This is a genomic window from Mangrovivirga halotolerans (assembly GCF_026241165.1).
GTDB lineage: Bacteria > Bacteroidota > Bacteroidia > Cytophagales > Cyclobacteriaceae > Mangrovivirga > Mangrovivirga halotolerans.
In genome coordinates, this window is the sequence record NZ_JAPFQN010000012.1 from 47,737 (window position 1) to 68,442 (window position 20,706).

At 34.8% G+C, this 20,706-nt stretch carries 17 protein-coding genes; 2 read left to right on the forward strand and 15 right to left on the reverse strand.

Translation table 11 applies throughout. The features are described from left to right. Nucleotides 1-57 precede the first annotated feature (57 nt). On the forward strand, nucleotides 58-2,034 hold the full coding sequence (locus tag OO013_RS18465) for a hypothetical protein (protein ID WP_266058475.1): 1,977 nt from the start codon (nucleotides 58-60) through the stop codon (nucleotides 2,032-2,034). Here the strand turns inward: OO013_RS18465 and OO013_RS18470 are convergent. From OO013_RS18470 to OO013_RS18485, 4 genes are read right to left on the reverse strand one after another with little or no spacing between them, the layout of a single operon-like run. Next, nucleotides 2,031-4,283 (reverse strand): exopolysaccharide transport family protein, encoded by a 2,253-nt coding sequence (locus OO013_RS18470; protein WP_266058476.1) that lies wholly within the window; start codon nucleotides 4,281-4,283, stop codon nucleotides 2,031-2,033. The two genes, OO013_RS18465 and OO013_RS18470, sit on opposite strands and share 4 nt — an antisense overlap. Nucleotides 4,284-4,323: 40 nt before the next feature. Beyond that, nucleotides 4,324-5,610: a hypothetical protein gene (locus OO013_RS18475; protein WP_266058477.1), complete on the reverse strand. Its 1,287-nt coding sequence runs from the start codon at nucleotides 5,608-5,610 to the stop codon at nucleotides 4,324-4,326. Then, nucleotides 5,607-6,608, reverse strand: a complete 1,002-nt coding sequence (locus tag OO013_RS18480) for a PorP/SprF family type IX secretion system membrane protein (RefSeq protein ID WP_266058478.1) — start codon at nucleotides 6,606-6,608, stop codon at nucleotides 5,607-5,609. The genes OO013_RS18475 and OO013_RS18480 overlap by 4 nt, the downstream gene beginning before the upstream one ends. Beyond that, the gene (locus OO013_RS18485) at nucleotides 6,605-9,997 is read right to left on the reverse strand and encodes a putative Ig domain-containing protein (RefSeq protein ID WP_266058480.1); all 3,393 of its coding nucleotides are present in this window, start codon (nucleotides 9,995-9,997) and stop codon (nucleotides 6,605-6,607) included. The genes OO013_RS18480 and OO013_RS18485 overlap by 4 nt, the downstream gene beginning before the upstream one ends. Nucleotides 9,998-10,177: 180 nt before the next feature. Between OO013_RS18485 and OO013_RS18490 the strand changes: the two genes are divergently transcribed. Further along, on the forward strand, nucleotides 10,178-11,383 hold the full coding sequence (locus OO013_RS18490) for a glycosyltransferase family 2 protein (RefSeq protein ID WP_266058481.1): 1,206 nt from the start codon (nucleotides 10,178-10,180) through the stop codon (nucleotides 11,381-11,383). On the opposite strand, the gene OO013_RS18495 is transcribed toward OO013_RS18490, so the two are convergent. The 11 genes from OO013_RS18495 to OO013_RS18545 all read right to left on the reverse strand — a co-directional run bounded on the left by OO013_RS18495 (nucleotide 11,384) and on the right by OO013_RS18545 (nucleotide 20,676). Beyond that, complete coding sequence (locus OO013_RS18495; protein ID WP_266058482.1) at nucleotides 11,384-11,578, reverse strand: hypothetical protein; 195 nt, start codon at nucleotides 11,576-11,578, stop codon at nucleotides 11,384-11,386. It lies immediately after the preceding gene. Nucleotides 11,579-11,623: 45 nt separating this feature from the next. Further along, nucleotides 11,624-12,163: a hypothetical protein gene (locus OO013_RS18500; protein WP_266058483.1), complete on the reverse strand. Its 540-nt coding sequence runs from the start codon at nucleotides 12,161-12,163 to the stop codon at nucleotides 11,624-11,626. A 45-nt stretch (nucleotides 12,164-12,208) separates the two neighbouring features. Beyond that, on the reverse strand, nucleotides 12,209-13,090 hold the full coding sequence (locus tag OO013_RS18505) for a 5-oxoprolinase subunit C family protein (protein WP_266058484.1): 882 nt from the start codon (nucleotides 13,088-13,090) through the stop codon (nucleotides 12,209-12,211). A 10-nt stretch (nucleotides 13,091-13,100) separates the two neighbouring features. Beyond that, a complete protein-coding gene (gene pxpB / locus OO013_RS18510; protein WP_266058486.1) occupies nucleotides 13,101-13,793 on the reverse strand; it encodes a 5-oxoprolinase subunit PxpB in 693 nt (230 codons plus the stop codon). Continuing rightward, nucleotides 13,780-14,550, reverse strand: a complete 771-nt coding sequence (locus tag OO013_RS18515; protein WP_266058487.1) for a LamB/YcsF family protein — start codon at nucleotides 14,548-14,550, stop codon at nucleotides 13,780-13,782. Before OO013_RS18515 ends, pxpB begins: the two co-directional genes overlap by 14 nt. Next, entirely contained in the window at nucleotides 14,550-15,779 is a 1,230-nt protein-coding gene (locus OO013_RS18520) for an Nramp family divalent metal transporter (protein ID WP_266058489.1), read from the reverse strand. The genes OO013_RS18515 and OO013_RS18520 overlap by 1 nt, the downstream gene beginning before the upstream one ends. 76 nt (nucleotides 15,780-15,855) lie before the next feature. Then, entirely contained in the window at nucleotides 15,856-16,281 is a 426-nt protein-coding gene (locus tag OO013_RS18525; protein WP_266058490.1) for a VOC family protein, read from the reverse strand. Between the two features lies 1 nt (nucleotide 16,282). Further along, on the reverse strand, nucleotides 16,283-17,125 hold the full coding sequence (locus OO013_RS18530; protein WP_266058491.1) for a hypothetical protein: 843 nt from the start codon (nucleotides 17,123-17,125) through the stop codon (nucleotides 16,283-16,285). 20 nt (nucleotides 17,126-17,145) lie between these two features. Further along, a complete protein-coding gene (locus OO013_RS18535; protein ID WP_266058492.1) occupies nucleotides 17,146-17,895 on the reverse strand; it encodes an AraC family transcriptional regulator in 750 nt (249 codons plus the stop codon). Between the two features lie 439 nt (nucleotides 17,896-18,334). Continuing rightward, the gene (locus OO013_RS18540) at nucleotides 18,335-19,420 is read right to left on the reverse strand and encodes an SO2930 family diheme c-type cytochrome (protein WP_266058493.1); all 1,086 of its coding nucleotides are present in this window, start codon (nucleotides 19,418-19,420) and stop codon (nucleotides 18,335-18,337) included. After that, complete coding sequence (locus OO013_RS18545) at nucleotides 19,399-20,676, reverse strand: parallel beta-helix domain-containing protein (RefSeq protein WP_266058494.1); 1,278 nt, start codon at nucleotides 20,674-20,676, stop codon at nucleotides 19,399-19,401. Before OO013_RS18545 ends, OO013_RS18540 begins: the two co-directional genes overlap by 22 nt. Nucleotides 20,677-20,706: the final 30 nt, after the last annotated feature.

Consider the following 20,706-nt stretch of genomic DNA (forward strand, 5'->3'; position numbering starts at 1 on the left):
TTATTCCAAGAAATATCGTTATTACTATATGCATAGTGATATCAAAAAATACTATTTATGACAAAGTTCAAATGTAAGACTATTTTTTGTATTTTAATAATAATAATTTACACTAAAACAACAGGGTGTACAAATCAAACTTCTCTTCCACCTGTCAAAAAAATAGAAATAAAGCCTGAACAGATCATAAATGTTACCACCCAGGGAAATGCTTTTCTCTTATTTGACGAGCAAAATAAAAGAAAACCGGAAACCTCCTGGAAGCCTCCTTATTCTCCAAAATGGCACTATCCTGCTGAGCTCATTATTGACCTGAACAATGAATATAAAATCGATAGCATAAGCTTCTATGATGGATCATCAACCGGGGAATTAAAAATTAACTTTGGAAAGCCTTTTGAATGGTCTGAAGGAGTTAAGCTATCTACTAATAAGTATAATCAGTGGCAAACAACGTCAGTTGAATGGGAAACAAGGTACCTGCAAATCATATTGTCCGGGCCTGAAGTGAATATTAATGAAATAGTAATAAGTGGTACTTTAATAAAAGAAATTGGTAGGCCTGAAAAAATTAATTCTAACCCTTTAAATAATTCACTAAAACAGTTAAAGAATGTATTAGGCACAAATAGCTTTATTGATGTACCACATACTGCATTAGATCCAATCTATATTGTCCGTGAATATCATCAGTGGGACTGGATGGAAGGTGCCAGAAACAAAAATTATCAAGGTTTCCCAAGTAATTTAAACAGGTTTAATCCCACAATTGCTGGTAACGGCTGGAACTTTGACAGCTATTATAAGACACTACATCAAAAAGGGAAAATTGTAGTTCCTGTTATGGTAGGAACAACTCTATGGATGACCGGAGAAGGGGAAAAATCACTCGAAAATAAACCAACAAAAGGAGATCCTGGCAATCCATTTGACTATAAAGAACATGCAGATCACATGTTTCAATTTGCTGCGAGATATGGCTCAAATTCTGTAAAAAAGGACTTGTTAAAACTTCATTCATCACAAGAAAAAATCTCGGGTATGGGGGTTTTGCAGTATTATGAAAATTGGAATGAACCAGACAAATGGTGGATGTCAAGAGTACAGTATTTTACTCCTTTTGAATATGCAGCCCTTTCAAGCGCAGATTATGATGGGCATCAGGGTAAAATGGGAGAAACATTTGGAATATTAAATGCCGACCCTAACTCTAAGTTGGTAATGGCAGGCCTGGCAACTTTTAATCTTGAATATGTCAAAGCGATGAAATTTTGGTGTGAACATAATCGTACTGATAAAAAGTTTGTGTGGGATGTGATAAACTTTCATCACTATTCAAATAATGGAGGCACTCAGCATGGTAAGGCTACCAAAGGAATATCGCCGGAAGCTGATTCATTATTTTATAAAATAAAAAGATTAAGCAATTTTAGAGATAAATATCTGCCAGGAAAAGAATTATGGATCACTGAATTTGGTTACGACACCCAGACAAAGGGAAGTCAAATTGCTCCTGCTTTAGGTAATTTAACATCGGAAGAAGTTCAGGCTGCATGGTTAATCAGATCAATTATAATTGGAAAGGCTGCAGGAGCTAACCGGATGACCCAATTTATGCTTAGAGATGGAAATGAGGAAAGTTTCCAAACTTATATGAATAGCGGATTAACTTCTTCAAAACATACCGGATATCAAAAAAAGACTTCTTGGTATTATTACTCCACTATTAATCATCATTTGAGAGAGTTTATTATAGAGGATTTGAAGGTAGATTCGACTACCAATTTACACAAGATCAAATTATATAATCCCAACAATGGTAAAGAAGCTTATATCATTTGGTTAGGTACTTCAAAAGATAAAATTACCAAAATAGAAATAGCCTTAAATAATCAAAAACACAACAGAGTAACTATTGTTGAATTAAAAGATAAAAAAGAAGTGGGGAAAATATCAACTGAAGTACTAACAAATAAAAAGCTTACACTTACAGCCAGGGAAACTCCAAAAATAATTCTTTTAGGTGCTGACTAGATTTTCAGATTTTCTGTTGTCACCTTATTTAAAATCGAACCAATCAGTTTTCCTTTTAATGTTTTAAGGTATTTAATAGATTCTTTATCAATCACCTTTAATACAGTATCAGCCGAAAAAACTGGAATTACTGCATCTACATAAGAAATCAATTCTTTAGAATCCGGAAAATCATTAAGAGCAGCTCCTTCAAGCAAAACATAATCATATTGATGCTTAAACTCCTCGAGCATTTTATCAAAATTTCTTCCACTGAAAATTTCAGATGGAGAATCAGTTCCTGTCTTACAGCCGATCACATCAATTAGCTTATGACTAGTTGTCCTAATAATTGATTCATTGTCTTCATTATATTCCTCACCATTTTCAGGCTCTTCCGTAAAGCTGGCTTTACCTGCTCCACCATCTAATAGCTTTAAGGATCTTCTTACCCTGCTTTTTTGCTCGATCTGATTATTATATGGACTTACAATCAAAATATCGGTTAATGAATTGTGCTTAAAATTAGTGTCTACAATCAAGATTCTTTTATTAATCAAACTCAAAGAATAGGCAAGACATAAAAGTGAAAATGTCTTTCCTGACCCTTGCCTTGTACTGGTAAAAAGAATTGATTTTGGTTTTAACTGTTCAATTTCAAACCGGATTTTACGGAGTTCCTGTTTAAATATATTAAGTTCTTCATTGTCAGAATCACTGCCAAACAGATCCTGTAGATTAAGCTTATCATTTTCCTTTATATGATTAATAGCTCCTGCAAAAGGAAGTCCTGTCTGCCTGATAAACTGTGTAGGCGTTTTTATAGAAAAATCAAGATACTCAACAAATACTATCCCGAATACGCATAGGATAAAACTTAATAACCCGGCAAACCCTGTTATAATAATAGTTTTAGTAGACTCCGGGTCGGTAGCAGGTTGACCTATCATGCTTTGCTTGATAGAACTTTCTGAAATTTTGGATTTGTTCCTTGCGTCATTCAATTTTTCCTGTGCTGCGAGATATTCCTGCTGTGCAAGATCTACTTCCTGCTGTAGAGCACCCAGTCGGCCTTCAACTGAGGCATAATCTTTAACATTATATTGAAGGCTGGCTATATCACTATTAATATCTAATAAAGTCTCTCTAGCCACCCTTAATTGTAGCTCAATATCATCTTTGGTATCTCGCAGTTCAGCAAGACTCACCTTCTCTCCACCAATGGTGGTACCTGTAGATGCCTGACTTTGTAATCGGTCACGTTCTGCTCTGAGGTTTTGAAGTGAATCTAGCAATACCTCATCCCCTGTGCGGATATATTCTTTATTTACTTCATTAATCAGGTTTCGCAACTGTAAAATTCTGCCATATGATCCGGATTGATTTCCTTCTCCACCATGGTTTCTTATTTTCTGGTTGATATTTTCAAGTTGCAGATTTAAACTATAGATCTCTCTTCGAACCTCCGAACGCTGGCTTTCTAGGTCAGATATTTTTGAAACATTACTCTCACTTTGAACTTCAGTGTCGATCACATTATTAGCTGCCTTAAAGCTTTCCAACTCAGAAATTTTTTCATCAAGCTGTTCTTTCTTTTGTTTCGAAAGCTCTTCAAAAAACTGGATAGATTGACCACTTTGACTTACTACATTTTTATTTTGATACCTGATAAACTCCTGGGCCAGGGTATTAACAACAAAGGCAGATAAATATGGATCTTCTGAAATATAGTTGATACTTATATAATCAGAATTACTTACCCGTCTGATTTCCATTTCCTCCATCAGGCTTTTATAATCATAGCCCAAATCCTTTAAGAGTTTGGCAACCATCCTTTCATCACTATTAAAAGTTGAAATCCCTTTTAATGAATCATATTTATTTTTTGCTATTTCCTTTGCTGTCTTAAAGTCTTCTTTAGAATAAATTGGTCTTCCATCATCGTAATTTTCGATGTATCTGAAAGCATCTGGCTGATCAAGGTCGTGAAGCAAAAGCTTTAAGGAAACCATGTTGATAATGGTTTCTGATTTGATGTTCTCAATCAGGTTTGTAAACTTGGATTCAATTTCAAAAGGATTGAAGTTTCCATCCTCATTAAAAGTAACCCCTTCATCAGTAGTGATTCCAGTAGATAGTTGAGTAGTAGATTTATAAACCTTTTCTGCAGAACTAGCAACAAAATAGGCAATAGTAGCTGCCAGAATTGGAACAGTTACTAATAACCACCACTTACGTTTTAATGCTTTATATATAAGAATGAAATCCATATTTCAAATTTGAAAAAAATCCAGCAATACAATCTACTAATTATTTTCTTAATAATATTTTCACGTGCCCACTTTTACCTATTGAAGCTTCGGCTTCAGGAATACCGGGTTTAACTAATTCGGCATTCATTATTATCCTTTCAGAAGGCAACCCCTGTTTTATAAACTCCAGCCGAACTTTTTTTGCAAAATCCATCACTTTGTTGAATTCTTCCTGACTAATACCCTCATAAAAAGGTGTTGTAGCTCTTAGCTCAACAAAAATATTTTCATCATTATTTATCGTATTAATTATATAATATATGATTTCAGAATCACCAGCAGAAACATTCATTTCATTATTCATCTGAAATCTATTGGGAATATCTACATCAAATAACGAAAGCAGACTGGAATCTGATAACACTTTTTTCTGAAAAAAAGTTAAATCTATGCTAAATGGCTTTTCAAGAAATGAACACCAAAATATATCAGCTAGTCCACCGTTCCGATTACTTGTAAAAAAAGCTTTTTTGGTTTCTTTATTAATGTTTAGATAACCATCAAATTTTTCACTATTTATATTAGGCCCCATATTCACGGGTTTAGTCCAAACTGTCCAGCTACCAAATAATCTTTTAGACATAAAAATGTCTGAATCCCCATATCCACCATGACCATTAGAGGCAAAATATAATGTTTCCATGTCTTCAGATAAAAAAGGTGATATTTCGAACCCTTTGGTATTAATTGTAGGCCCTAAATTTTTAGGGACTGACCATTGCCCTGATGCACTATCTTTTAGAGAAACATAAATATCTTCCTCTCCATATGAATCACTTCCTTTCATTGAGATTATCAAAACTTCATAATCAGGTGTCATATAGTATCCGGTATAAGAGCTTTCGGATATACCGGGAACTTTTATTGATTCAGGATTATTCCAATTTTTACCGTTGAATTTAGAAAATGCTATTCCACCTGAATTTTTATACGAATCATTCAAGTAAACAATTTTATCATCATCTTTAATTCCCACCAAAACATTGTTCTCTTTATTATTCCATCTTGGAAAATCGTTGGTAGGATCACTCCAGTTTCCTTTGGCATCCAAAGTGGTCATCCATATGTCTGCCCCGGAATAGAGTCCACCAGTATTTTCTTTGTGAAATATTCTGGAAAAATATAGGGTGTTTTGATCAGGTGCAAAATATGGCGCTAGTTCTTCTGCCTTTGAGTTTATTTTATCTGGCAGAGAATCTGCAGGACCAAAAACATAGTTTTGACCATAAGAATTCAGGAAAAAAATATTTATCCCTACAAATAAAAAAAGTATCTCTTTAATCACTTATTGAACCTTTTTGCTTCTTTTTTATTTCCTATTGCAAATAACAAAAATATTTCGTGATTGGAAGTTCCGAGACCGGTTTTATCCTGATCAAGAATTGAATAGGTATAATTAATTGTTATGAAATCAGTAATGTTTACTCCTAACGGTACATAAAAGGAAGTACGATTGCCTCCTCCAATTCCAAAATATCCAATATCCTTATAAAACATTCTGACTTGTCCACTGTATATATCACCAAGATTCGGATGTTTGTAAAAAGAAAGCATTGGAGATATTACAATATTTGCAAAATTATCGAAATAATATGCCGCATGTGCAGTTAGCATCAAATCGGGATCAATATTATCTATAGGCTCATCTGAAAGAGGAGAACTAACTACATTATTCACTGAAACACCAGCATAAAACTTATCACTTATAAGCGCAGCACCAAGACCCACATTTATATATGAGGCATTAGAGCCAGATTGTAGTAAGCTTTGATAAAACTGATCATTTTGCTCATCACGTAAAGTATATTTATCTGGATTCACAGATATGCCAAGATATTCTAACTGAACACCCCCTGAAAATTTAAGTTTTTCATTTAAAGGAAGCTTGAGATTATAACTTGCAATGGCCCGATTAAAAAATATCCCGAATTCATCAAATCCCTGGAAAGAAAACCCTAAACCGTGCTTTACTCCCACACCTCCTTTATCAGCCATTTCTAATAATGTTTCTTTATCACTTACCCTGATTTGATCGGTTGACTGTTTTAGATCATTTCCAAGCGTAAATTCAATTGAAGCTGTTATTAGTTGAGGTGCATTCGGGATTTTAGGATAAAACATTTTATATCCTACTTGCACCTGAGTAAAATCTTCCATCCCTACTAACGCAGGATTATAAAGCAATACAGCTCTTTGATCCTGGCTATAAAAAGGTATGTTTTGTGCTTTTATTGACCACAAACTCAGGTATATAAATATTATAATGAAAGGCAGTCTCATCATTTTAATATCGTTACGGACCCTTTTTGCATACGGCCCCTGTCTAAATCAATCACAAAATAATATGTTCCTGAAGGTAGAACTTCACCACTGGAAGTGCCATCCCATTCTTCCTGGTATCCATCAGAATAAAAAACCTGCTTTCCTTCGATATCAAATACTCTTATGATCACAGTATCGAAAAATTCTAAATTAAGAATGCTCCAGGTATCGTTTATTCCATCACTATTTGGAGTAAAAGCATCGACGATATCCAGTCTTATAGTAGCATTTTCAAATGTCATTATCCGTTCATAAACATCACTTAAATTGGTGCCGTCACTAATTACTACTGCTATGCCACGAGGGAAAGGTCTTGGTTCAGCTTCACCGGAAAAACCGTAAGACAAGGTGTTCAACACTTGTTCATATTCAGCCTTTGAAGCAACGCCTTCTACTCTGAAAATGCCTGAAGACGGGTCATAGGCGCCGGTTAAATCAGTACCTGTAAGATCAAACCAAAGAAAATCTTCTTCCTGATAGCTTGTTGTGAAATATGCTTCCATAAAAGTCATCGTTTCACTATCACCATCTACAATCTCACCGAATTCAACAATTGGCTGGAGTTCTGAAAAGCCATTATAGAAAAAATCAAAATCGTTAAAATTTAGAATTTCAGGTTTATCATTAACACCAACAACATTTATTCTCCACCAGGTAGAATTAACTGCCGTTTCCACTCCATCAGACACTCTTAATCGAATAGAATCTGCCCCAATATAGTCCTGGTCTGGTACGTAATAGAAATTATCCAATTGGTCTGCAGCAATTATTTGGTCTGCAACTACATTCATTTGATTTAAAAATAAGGACCCGTTGGAAGGTACTGTGATTACCCTAACTGTAGATAGTGGATCATTATCCGGATCACTATAATATTGTGCAAAGAGCTGGGAATCAAGCCGGAGTGTATCATCTTCATTTACCTGAAGGGTGGCACTTTTCAAAACTGGTCTATCAGGGCTATCCTGAACATTTACAGTAAATGATTGCGTATCTGAAAGTCCATCCCGGTCAGTAACTCTTATAGAAACAGAATTACTTCCGACATTTGCTTGAGTTGGAACACCGGTCAATGTTGCTCTTCCATCTCCGTTATCTGTCAATGTTAGCCAATCAGGAATTGTAAGCCCTGTAAAGGTTAATTGTTCATTTGGATCAGGGTCTGTAGCTATTATATTATATAAATATTCTGCTCCTTCCTGAACCTGGGTGACAGGGCTACTTATTATTTCCGGTGGGTCATTAACTATTTCAAATGTTATAAAATAAGACTGAGTTGCAGTGGCTCCGGAATTATCCGTTGCTCTAATTACAACATCATTATCTGAAACATCATTATTACCAGGAGTTCCAGACAAAGTCCCTGTGCCATTACCTGTTTGGGTAAAAGTAAGCCAAGAAGGAATTGTAGGTACTGTTAAAGTAACATAATCATTGTTATCAGGGTCTTCTGCCACTACATTATATACGTATTCAACATTTTCCTGAGCTTCAGTTATAGCGCCGGAAGTAAAAACAGGTGGTTTATTTACCTCATTTACTATCACGTTAAAAGATCTTGTGGATTCACCAATTCCATCACTAACAGCCACAGTGATTGTATAATTTCCTGGGCCTTGAGATTCATCAGGTGTCCAATTAAACTGCCCTGTGGAAGAATTAATTGATGCTCCTTGAGGCGGAGATTTCAATGAATAAGTCAATGTATTTTGCGGAATATCAGAATCGGTTGCGTTTACTGTAAACGATAGTATGGTTTGTTCATTGATAGTTCGATCATTAATTGTGCCTATAACTGGTAAGGTGTTCACTTCATTAACTGTGATTTCAACATCAACTTCATCCGATAACTCACCATCTGAGGCACTAAATGTTACAACATAGGTAGATGGCCCCTGATTCTCTGAAGGAGTCCAGGAAAATACTCCGGATTTTGAATCCAGATTCATGCCTGATGCAGCTCCACTAACAATGGAATATTGAATTTCATTTTCAGGCCGATCTGTATCTGTTGATAATAAAGTAAACTCCAATTTTGTCTGCTCGTCGACTATCTTGGATCCTGGATCATTTAAAATTGGAGCAGTATTGACTTCAAGTACCTCAATCTTAAATTTCTCCTCATCCATTCCTCTGGGTGAGCCATCATCCCTTACCCGAACAGTAACTTCATAGGTGCCAGGACCCTGTGATTCATTTGGAGTCCAGGATATTAATCCAGTTGTACCATCAATAGTAATTCCTTCAGGAAAACCATTCTTAAAATCATAAGATAAAACCTGCTCAACCCCATTTTCAATATCCTCATCAGTAGCTATAACCTGATAAGTCCATGGTTCCCCTTCATTTATTGTCTGATTTTCAATATTTTCAATTTTGGGATCTTCATTATCTTCTAAAACAGAAATTATAGACGAGGTGGTTGATGTACCCCCATAAATATCTGTTACTGTAAAGAAAATTTCATATTGACCAGGACCTTCTGCTTCGGATGGAGTCCAGGTAAATTGACCTGTGTTTTCATCAATACTTGCACTTGGTGAATCAATTCCGGAAAAGCTATATGTTAAACCTTGCTGAGGTAAATCACTATCTATTGAAGTAAGATTGATAGTTAGCGTAGTTAATTCAAGTAATTCACTATTAGAAACAGGATCAATAATTGGGTCAGTATTAACCTCCTCCACAGTAATATTAATTGATTGCTGCGCTGTACCTCCATGGCCATCTGTTACTAAAATATCAAAAACATAAGTTGCAGGCCCTTGTTCTTCTGTTGGAGTCCATGTAAATTCTCCTGTTGCAGCATTAATTGAAGCACCAGCAGGAACATCTCCGGATAATGCAAAGCTTAATTGATTTTCGGGGATATCCTGATCTGTAGCCCCAACTACAAAATTTATCAAGTTTAATTCTGGCGAGCTTTGAGTTGTCTCAGAAAATAATAATTCAGGCTCTGAATTAGTCTCATTTACAGTAATGTTAAAGTTTTCGGTTGTCAGATTTAAATCAGTATCAACGACACTCAATTCAATACTATATTGATTCCCGCCTTGAGTTTCATCAGGTGTCCATGATAAAGTAAGTGCTGATTCATCAAAAAATGCTCCACTAGGCAATCCATTTATGGAAATCGATAGGTCCTGAAGATCGTCTTCGTCATCAGAAATAATAAAAGTATAAGAAAATTCCTCCCCTTCGTCTACAATTTGATCACCTACAGGCTCAATTTGAGCTGCAGCAAAAAAACCGGCTTTAATATTCAAATTTTCAGGATTAAGTCTATTTGATCTCCCAAAAATCACTATCGCCAGGAAACATATGCTACCCGTTAAAAAAAATCTTTTCATAGTTCATGATACTTACATGAATATTATTTCAAAAGTATAAGTTGATTAGGCCCGTTAGAATTTCAAAGATAACATTAATTCTAATTATATTATAATTTTATATTGCTTTATTCTTATTATGTTGCTAGTTTTAATCCCTTAACCTTTTAGACTTTCCAGAGAACCTTACATTATTTCAGGATGATTTTTTTAGTAGAATTGATCTTTTGGATATCACTTTTTATTGTTGTCTATACCTTTGTTGGGTACGGATTTGTACTTTTCCTTATCACAAGGGTCAAACGAATATTCAAAGGGAAAAGAAAAATCACTGATATCACTAAAAAAGAAGATTGGCCCGAGATTACTCTCTTAATAGCTGCTTATAATGAGGAGGATGATATTCTGGATAAACTTACCAATTCACTTCAATTAGATTACCCTAAAGAAAAACTCAATATTCTTTTTGTAACAGACGGTTCGACTGATAACACCACAAAATTACTGCGTGAAAATGCAGGAGAAAATATAATTATTGAACATAGTTCGGAAAGAAAAGGGAAAATTGCTGCTGTTGACCGGGTTATGTCGCTAGTAAAAACTCCCATTACTATTTATACGGATGCTAATACTTTTCTTAATAAATATGCATTAAAAAATATTGTCAGACATTTTGACGACTCCAAAGTAGGTGCTGTAGCAGGAGAAAAAAGAATTGAGCAAAACATATCAGATCATGCAGCCGGAGCTGGAGAAGGGTTTTATTGGAAGTACGAATCAAAATTAAAAAAATGGGATGATGAACTAGTATCAGTTGTTGGAGCAGCAGGAGAGCTTTTTGCGATTAGGACATCCTTATACAAACCAGTTTCTTCTGATACAATAATTGAAGATTTTGTCATGACTGTAGGTATTAGTCTTTCAGGATACAGAGTTGCTTATGAACCTGAGGCCTATGCAACAGAGAGAAGTTCTGCGAATACCAAAGAAGAACGTAAAAGAAAAATTCGAATAGCTGCTGGTGGTATTCAGGCAATATCAAGACTGCCCGGTGCTTTTAATTTCTTTAAAAATTTCTGGTTGAGCTTTGCCTTTATATCTCATAGAGTATTGAGATGGACGATTACCCCATTTGCTCTGATTATCTTAGTTATAACTACCATTTATCTTTGGCAGACAACCGAATCATTCGTATACGAAATCCTAGCCTATGCACAGATTTTATTTTATACCCTAGCTCTTATCGGCTGGCTATTTGAAAGCAAGGAAATCAGGATCAAAGCATTTTTTATTCCTTATTATTTCTGCATGATGAATATTTCAGTCATACAAGGGTTGTTCAGGCATTTTAAAGGATCTCAATCTGTGGTTTGGGAAAGAGCAAAAAGAGCACAAAAATCTATGTAATCAATGATCATACCATTGCTGGTCAAATGTTTTCTTTGACTTATATGGAGCCTTTAAGATTGTGTAAACCATATATATAGTGCCTACATGAATTGCTAAAAATAAAGTATAGACAAAGGGGAACGGAATATTAAAAGCTATCATTCCCAAGTATATAATCACCATTCCTGTTACAACCCCAATTACATTATACATTCGCCTCATACTTAATTAACAGTTATAACAGAATAATTGTTGCAATTATTCTATATATGAAGAAATCGTTCGTATCAGGGAAATCCCCTCCCCAATAGTGTTTTCTGTGTTTTTTACTGCTTGTAGTCGACTTTCCTGATCCTTGATTTGTTGTTTAGCAATACGCACAAATGCCGTATCATATTTTTGATAATTTTCTTCAACTTCAATAAAATCTTTTGTGCTTATGATCCGCAATGCCGGTATAGTTAATTGCACAGTTTGCATATTAAATGCCATGTTTTCGTCAGTAAGATAGTCAGGAACAGCGCCTATAGCATTTGCACAATTATCCCATGCTTCATATTGAATTCTATTCAGGATATTTACTGCTTTTTCGTTAATTGTCTCTACATAGACATAACCAATTGTATCTATTGAAAAAGGTAAACTATCTGATTGATTGAAAACATAAATGAGATTAGGTTTTATTACACATTTTTCTTTTCTAACAGGCTCATAATCTGTAAAAACCAAATCTTTACTTACAGAACATGAAATGCCGGTTAAAAGAATTAAAATTAAAGAAATATGAAATCGGTGCATTGGTCAATAGTTTTTTTATTTATGAATCATCAAAAATTATGCCTGTTAATCTTCAAACTCATTTAATTTTATGAGAAACTGTTCTCCAGGCCTTAATTGAGCACACCGATCCAAATCTTCTTCAATGACGTTGGCTATTCTGAGATATCCCCCAGTTGTTTGAGCATCAGCTAACAGAAGAATAGGTAAGCCATTCTCAGTTATTTGAATTGTCCCGGGAACAACTCCTGAAGAGATCATATTCTTTTTGTTATTTGGAACAATACTTGATTTTAATCTCACTCCCATTCTATTTGAATCTTTCAAAACCTCATGTTCCATCTTAAAAAATTTTCTAATATCTTTCTTTAAGAAACAATCAAATTCTGGACCCGGAATTGCTCTGATTATTGCGGGGAATGTGATTTCTGTTAAAGCATTTGAGGTTTCATTATCTGATTTCTTTAAATCAGTATTCCTAAGATTAAGCTCATATCCCTTTTTTATTATAGCCCATGGAGTAGCTAAAGAAGAAATTATGGAAGCTGCAGAACTACTACCTAACCACTCTGGAATTTCAGGCTCACCTGAAAATGCTAAATACACTCTACATCCGGATTTTACTCTACCAATCTTTATGATATCTCCATCATGCAAAGCCAGAGGCTTGTTCATTTCAGCTTCAACTCCATTTAGATAAACTTCGCAAGGTGGGCCACATAAAGCAATATACAATGAACCTGAAACAATAAACTCAGGGCCTAATAGTGTAATTTCTATTAATGCACTTCCAGTTGGCTTACCCAATAAACGATTCGCAAAACCAGCAGTTTTCCTATCCAAAAACCCTCCACTAGGTATACCAAATTGTCGATATCCTTCTCTACCAGAATCCTGGATCACAGTAAACATTCCACCATTTATAAACCTCAGTGTTCCGGATGTCATATATTAATTATTACCTGTTTGCTATTTTCATTTGCTCAAAACTCTCAAAAGAAATAGGTTTAAACTTTACTTTATCACCTCCCTTAAATAAAAAATTATTTCCCTCCGATAGTTCCAATGTCTTTACCGGAGTTCTTCCTATAATTTGCCATCCTCCCGGAGATTCAAATGGATAAATGCCTGTTTGAGATCCGGCAAGCCCAACGGATCCAGCGGCAACTTTTAATTCAGGTGAGAGTTTTCTACGACAATGGAGCCTGGAAGGTACCTTTCCCAGGTAAACAAACCCGGGTAGAAAGCCGGTCATTAATACAGTATATTCTTTTGAGATATGTAATTCTATTATTTCTTTGCTGCCCAATCCTGTTTGCTTCATTACCACTTCAATATCAGTTGCAAACCTTTCATCATAACAAACGGGTATAATATGGGTATTACCATCAATATTGAAGTTCTTATCCTCATCCAGGTTTTCTTTAGCCAGAGCTTTAATAAACTCCGACAAAACAAAATAAGAAATCTTACCAGGGTCATATCCGACTGTCAATGAACAAAAGGCTGGGATTGTGTAAATAATACCTTCAAGATTTTTGGATTGGATTAAATGATCCAGATAGTAGACTTTCTTATTGATTTTCAAATCAATATTCTGCCGAAATTCTACCAATAATGCAGTACTACCTAAATGTTTAACTTTCAACATTTAATAGAGGGGATATTTCTATATTATTTTGTTCAAAAGAGTCTTTTAATTTTTCTAGTATTTTTCCTGCGATTGGATTATCACCATGAATACATAACGAATCACACTCTATATTAATATACTCATTATCTATAGTTAAAACCTTTTTTTTCAATATAATATCGAGGGCCTGTGTTATTGCTATATCCGGATCTGATATTACTGCCTCCGCGATACTACGATGCACCAGGTTTCCACTTTTATCATATCTTCTGTCAATAAAAGCTTCTGACGCAAACCTTACTTTTTTTTCTTTAGCCACCTTTTCCATTTGGCTTGACGACTTACCTAAAAGAATCAAAGAGCTATCAATTTCTCGAATGGCTGAAACTATGGCCAGGGAAACCTTTTCATCATTTGCAGCTGTATTATATAATGCTCCATGAGGTTTTACATGGGATAGCTTTCCGCCTAAGCTTTCACAAATTCCTTTCACTGCAGACACCTGATACTTGATAATTGTTCTTAATTCGTCAAATGACATTTCCATTTTTCGTCTGCCGAAACCAGCAAGATCAGGATAAGAGGGGTGTGCACCAATATTTAAATTAAGATTGAGTGCTTTTTTTATGGTGTTTTCAATAAATAACGGGTCACCACCATGATACCCACATGCTATGTTGCTTGAGGAGATATAGGGAAATAATATATCATCATTACCAACCTGGAACTGGCCGTAACTCTCACCCATATCACAATTAATATCTATTTTATGCATCAATTCAGTTGTTGAATTACCCCCGAAATAGAATTTACTCCGAGAAGTAATGAAATTATCAATACTATAAACCCGAGAATATTGGCAACGAAACCATTTCTATGCTTCCCTAATATGTTTTTATTATTCATAATCCAAATTAAGAAAGCAACAATTAGTGGTAATAAAATTCCGTTAGTAGCCTGAGCAAATAAGATTAGCATGACTGAATCAACGTTTATTATTGCCAGTAATCCGCCTATGAAGAACACAAACATCCATACAATTCTAAAATTAAAAGAATTTCTATCATTCCGGAAGTTGAAAATTTCACTTCCTGTATAAGCTGCTGCTAAGGGAGCTGTTACTGCTGAAGTTATCCCGGCAAAGAATAATCCAAGACCCACAAATAATGACGCAAAGGATCCCATTACAGGCTCGAGTTGCAACCCTAAGTTAATTGAAGATTGATCAGCAACGACATTTCCAGAGTCTTGATATGCAGCAGCAGAAGTAATAATTATAGCCAAAGTGATCAATCCCCCAAATACTATTGAAGTGATAGAGTCTTTTCTGGCAATAGAAAGATCGTTTTCATTTTCCCACTTCTTTTTACTGGAAGATGCGTGCAGAAAAATGTTATAAGGTACTACAGTAGTCCCTATCAGACTAACTACCAGCGGTGCCGCGCCTTCTTTTAACCGGGGAACAAACAAACTTTTAAAAACATCTGACCAGTCAGGATTAATAAAAATAGCTGTTGACATAAATATTAAACCCATTAATACAACAAACAGCACCATGATCCGCTCAATAAATTCAACCTTGCCAAAATAAAGAAAGGTAAATCCTGCAATAAAAGCGATGATAAACACCCAATTTAAATTTAACCCCAAATACTGAAAGTTATGATCAGGAAATCCCAGTGAAGCGCCCTTTAAATTTCCTCCCTCGTATGCGGTGTTTCCTATTATTATTGCCGAAAAGATAAGTATTAGGAAAAGACCTCTTAAAAATTTACTTTTTGCACTTTTCCTAACCGCTTCACCTACTCCAATCTTACCAATAACTCCCAACCTCAAGGACATTTCCTGAACGACCAAAGTAGCAAAAATTGAAAACACTAGAGCCCAGATAAGTGTATAGCCAAAAGAGGCTCCGGCTACGGAAGCTGTAGTTACAGTGCCTGGACCAATAAAAGCTGCTGCTACCATTGCTCCTGGACCAGACTTTTTAATCCATTTTAACATAGAAATGCTTAATTTCTAATAAAATAGATAAAAGATAAGGATTATAAAATTTTAGCTGCCTATATAATTCTCAGCCTTATTTTGCAAAAAGATTTTTTGGATCTTTAAAAGACTTAAATTCCAGAGCATTCCCTGCCGGATCGTAAAAAAACATCGTGGCTTGCTCTCCTGGCTTATCCTGAAAGCGAATATGGGGTTCGATCGCGAAATTAATACCTTCCTTTTTTAATCTTTCAGAAAGAGTATGCCAATCATTCCATTCCAATACAACCCCAAAATGAGGGACCGGAACATCATGCCCGTCAACCGGATTAGTATGTAAATTTGAATCGTTTGTTCCCGGCTTATAATGGATAACTAATTGATGTCCGTAAAAATCAAAATCTACCCAGTTCTTATCACTTCTACCTTCAGAACAGCCAATGACTTCTTTATAAAATTTACGATTCTTTTCAATGTCATCAACAGGAATCGCTAAATGAAAGGGGGTAAGCTTGCTCATTTTATGTTGTTTTAAATAAAAACCATCCTTCTCCGAGATCTCTTAAAACTATAAAATCATCCGGACTCATCAGGGGTATATCAGTTAGGCTATCAACATATAAATAACCTACAGTGTTATCTGAGACCCCGCCAATAATAAAAAAAATACATGATTCACATAGATAACCTCCGATTGTCAAGGCCGTTAATTTCAAGTCAAATAATTCTTTATTATAATCATCAGTAATATCCCTGGTATTTTCAAGGGAATACTTTCCTTTTCCATAAATTGATATAACTGATTTTTTTATTGCTTCGAACTTTTCTTTATTGTTTGTATAGTAATCTTTTAATTCTCTGTCAGAAGATAAAATTAACTTGCTGTTTTCCAGGTCAAATTGTATATCCTCTTCAGAAATTCTGTTCTTAGTATCAGGTTTAGAATTAACAGCATTGACCAGGCTATCTATCTGAAACTTATTCATACTTTCTATTCGCTCCACAAACTCTGCATACACATCGGTATTAGTCAGCGTTCTGAATGCTTCCATTTTCCAATACTCATCATTCCTGAAATGCAGGTAAGTATCGATCAAAAACCTACCTGTAGAATCACACAATGTCATTGCTACTACAGCAGTCATCTCATTTTTATCCAGTAATTCAAACTCTTTTTTTACTCCTTTTGCCAGGTGTGTTCCATTTGGTTTGCCCTGGTATTCTCCATAGGTATATCGATCTATTCCATAAAACCGTTCACTGGAAAAAATTTCTTTTGCCAGATCAAGGGGCTGATAACCCTGAGAATAAAGATTTCCAAAAGTTAATATTGCCAAATATAAAATTGTAAAAAGCTTTTGCATTCAGTCTTCTTTTAACCACCTCACAATGTGCTTTTATATTGCCTTGGTGTCATTCCTGTGTATTTTTTAAATATAGCATTAAAACTTGACTTTGAGTTAAATCCGGAATCAAGTGCAATTCCAAGTATTGTTAGATGATCATTTTCGGGGTCTGCAATCTTTATTTTGACTTCCTCCACGCGGGCTTTATTAATAAAATCGTAAAAGCTAGTGCCCATTTTTTGATTTAATATCATAGATAATTTTTTACTATGGACGCCTAAAAGATCAGATAAGCTATCAAGAGTCAGGTTTGGGTCAAGGAAAGGTTTTTTCTCAACCATAATCTTCTCTAGTTTTTGAATCTCTTTAGCATCCTCAGTTTTATCTGGCTCTAGGTGATTTGTTGGAGTTTCAGGCTTTTTTTCTAAAACTTCTAATGGCCTTAATGCTGGAAAATGGATCATTGTGAGCTTCCTTAAACCAAAATAATGAATAATAACTCCTACATAAATGAATAATAAATAATAGGCTGATTGAGGAAGGGTAAAATCAAAAACAAACAAATCCACCATCGTTAAAAACAAAAGAAATAACCACCCAATAAACAACCCTATTAACAGATTAATTAACCATTGTAGAGTTATATATTCGATATTGGAATAATATTCTGTTATCCTCTTTTGATATTTTATAACCAGCTTTAAACTTAAATATCCATAAATCATCAAAGAAAGAAGTCCAAGAACCTGTTCAACCAGCTGAAAAATCGAAATTATAGATTGATCCATAATTTGTTCACCGAAGCCTGACCTGACGAAAATTACCAGTTGAATAATTAAAAATATCAATCCGGGGATAAAGTGGAGAAAAAATTTATTATCAGATTTAATTTTCTTTCCTAAAGTAGTTTGGACATAAAAAAACAAAAATGGCCCCATTAATAAAAAACAGGAAACCGGAGGTTTGAATACTATATCCCACTGATTAAGCTTTGAAAAATCTATTAGAAAATGTTTACCAATAGTTAGGGAAAGACTAAAAATAAGGCAAGAGAGAAACAGTGTACTTTGATCTTCCTTTTTTTTAAAGAACAATAGAACTATCCCAATGATTATGCCCTGAAGAGCACCAAAAAAGATTAACAGGTTGAATAAATTAAAATACACTGAATACTATCCTTTTTATTTTAAAGATAATATTCTGAAGCTAAAATGAAATCATAAATTCTTATTCATCCATATTTTTAATCCATTGTCTGATAAGTTCTACACCTTCTTTATGAATCAGGCTTCTACCTAGCTCAGGCATCATAATTTCGGGTTTGTCTGAATCCATCCTAAAAACGATGATTGATTCTTCCGGCTTACCCTTGACAATATCATATAAAAGGTTTCCTGATGCCTTACCAGCAGCGACAGGCTTCTTGTTGATTCCAAGTTTATGTTCATCAAATTCATCAAGCGTGAGATTTAATCCTGAAGTTTTCGCAGAGCCTTGAGGATTATGGCAATGGCCACAATTCATATCGAGATAAGCTCTTGCCCGTTGATCAATGGAAAAATGTCCAGGGTTATCCCATTGTGCCACAATTGGCACATTTTTTAACTCAGGTAATCCTGATAAACTTCCATTGCCTGCCAAAACAGCCAATTGATTTACTTTTTTTCCATTATTTATAACGTACTTGTTTAATTGCCCGGCTGTCGGACCTATCGGAGTTAAAACTTCATTTTTATTGTGACAATTCTGGCATTGGTTAAGATCAGGAATGCTATATTTGATATCCATTAACTCACCATCTTCAGAAATAAATTGTACTGGTTTTCTTGCCCCAACAATTTCCAAATAGGCATCAGACTGATCTTCCTTCCATATATATGTCAAAGGCTTCCATTCATTATCATTTTTGATTAAAAGGCGTGTCTCAATAATTTTAGGACTTTCGGAATTCTGAATTTTTTTGTATAAAAAGTTTTTTATCAATATAGTTCCTGAAGGAAAGTTTAAAATCCCTTCATTTACATAATTAATAGATTCCCCTTCCGGCAAGTAGATAAATCTTTTTTTTGAAGCGTAATCTGAAAAAAGAGGTGAGTTGATTTCGTAAGGATGGACATTTTCAACAGGCTTAAGTTGACTTAGTTCGTTCTCAAAAAAACCATACTCAGATAACCATGCTTTTCCCAGTCCGTAAGTTTCTACCTCTACCGGTTCATCGATGGCTGTGGTTTTCTCAACTTTATCATCGGTATTTTTATTACAGCCGATGATTAAAATCGTTGTAAGGATTATTATAAAATGATTTGTTCGCATTTATAATTATTTACATTTTCATGCATTCCTTTAAAGTCATTTTCTGCATCTAAATAAAGAAATTTGACTCCTTCTTCCTCAATGCAAATTTTATATGCATCATTGACCCTTCCGTTTTCACCCAGATAATTATCCGGCAATATCCCATCGATAATAACATCAGGAGTCTTTAATCCATTTTTAACCAGCAACAATTTACCCATGTCTGAATTGAGGTCTGGTATCCACTTATTATTATCATAGACATTATTGTGTATGTAGATTTTTCCAGGATAAGGATCATAATTCGGGTCACTTTTATAGTCTGCATTGAATGCTGCAATTCCATCTGGTAGTTCGGCCTCATCAGGCTTCTCATCATTCATTTCATCCATTGCTTTTATCAGTTCGTAACTTACTATTGCAATTCCTCCTGTTTTATGGCCTTTAATTGAGTTCTGATAAACTTCAACATTGCTCGTAGCCAAAATTATCATACCCGCTCCAGCCGGAACATAACCTACAATAGCACCAGGTACACTAAAGTTTTTGCGATTGTTATTGTAGACATTGTTTTCATAAACTTTAATATTGCGACCATACCGGCTGAGTCCGGGAAGATTAAATACTAAAATCCCTCCTGTATTATCATAGACCTCATTCCCATAGATTTGTACATTATCAGAATTCTCACTTTCTATCCCCGCGACATTTTGGTATACAATGTTATTTCTAATTATCACATTTTCTGATTGGCCTACATAAACACCAGCATCACTCGAGCCCATAGATTCACATTCTTCTATAATTACCCCGTTACACATAACAGGATAAAACCCATAAGCACCATTATCTTCGTTGATCTTTCCAGTCCATGCTACTTTCATTCTGCGAAAAGTAATATCCTTGGTATCCATTACTTTGATGTTATCACCGGCAGCATCTTCAACGGTAAAATCTTCAAGAGTAATAGAATTACAGTTAGTAATCCTCAACCCTTCAGCTCCATCCGTCTGACCTTTAAAACTCAGTACTGTTTTATCAATTCCTTTCCCTTTAATGGTCAGGTGAGATTTCCCTTCCAGGCTAAGGCTTTTATCAAATAAAAAGTGGCCCTCTGGTAGTTCTATTACCGAACTATCCTCTGCTAAAATAAATTTGGCTGTGAGATCTTTTTGGATATCTGAATAACTCCTTACAGGATCATAACTGTTATTCGATTTACAACTTATGATAAATAGAATAAGGAGAATTAATAATGAGAAGTTGATTTTCATAAATATAATTAAATGCTCTACTTTAAAAAT